The sequence below is a fragment of the Rhodococcus sp. T2V genome (assembly GCF_029269925.1).
In the GTDB taxonomy this organism is placed as follows: Bacteria; Actinomycetota; Actinomycetes; order Mycobacteriales; family Mycobacteriaceae; genus Rhodococcus_F; species Rhodococcus_F koreensis.
In genome coordinates this window covers 1-528 of record NZ_JARJBD010000487.1, presented here as the reverse complement: position 1 = coordinate 528, position 528 = coordinate 1, and the positions used below count along the sequence as shown (strand labels likewise).

Annotated in this window: 2 pseudogenes; one reads left to right on the top strand and one right to left on the bottom strand. The window is 68.2% G+C overall.

Annotation, left to right across the window (positions count from 1 at the left end):
- Positions 1 to 41: 41 nt before the first annotated feature.
- A pseudogene (locus P3H15_RS55005) lies at positions 42 to 230 on the top strand (AMP-binding protein); the annotation flags it as partial.
- A gap of 35 nt (positions 231 to 265) precedes the next feature.
- Here the strand turns inward: P3H15_RS55005 and P3H15_RS55000 are convergent.
- Positions 266 to 528 (bottom strand): annotated as a pseudogene (locus P3H15_RS55000) (enoyl-CoA hydratase/isomerase family protein); the annotation flags it as partial.

Genomic DNA, 528 nt, shown 5'->3' with positions numbered 1-528 from the left:
CCGACGAGATCCAATACATTCTCGACCACTCGGGAGCGCGCGTGCTCTATCTCGATCCCGAGTTGAACGAGGCGCTCCGCGAGATCCGAGTCGAACACCGCTTCGTGCTGGGCGACGATGCTGCGCTCTACGGCCCCGCAGAGATCGACCCCGTGCCCTGGCGACCCGACGAGGATGCGACCGCCTGCATCAACTTCACCTCGGGGACGACGGCACGACCCAAAGGTGTGCAGATCACGCACCGCAACCTCTGGCTCAACGCGGAGCCCTGCTGGGCCAGCAGGTCCGATTCCGGGGCCGGTTCGGTGAACGCGGCCACCGCCTCGTCGACCGTTGTGGTCGACAGTGCCTCGACGAACTGTCCGATCCTGGCGGACGGGATGAAATGGTCGGCGAACCCGCACGCGATCGCGTCCCCGGCGCTGAGGCGGGCGGTGGTGAGCGCGATGTGCGTACCGAGCTCCCCGGGGGTGCGGGCCAGCAGGTAGGTGCCGCCGACGTCGGGGACGAACCCGATCCCGGTCTCGG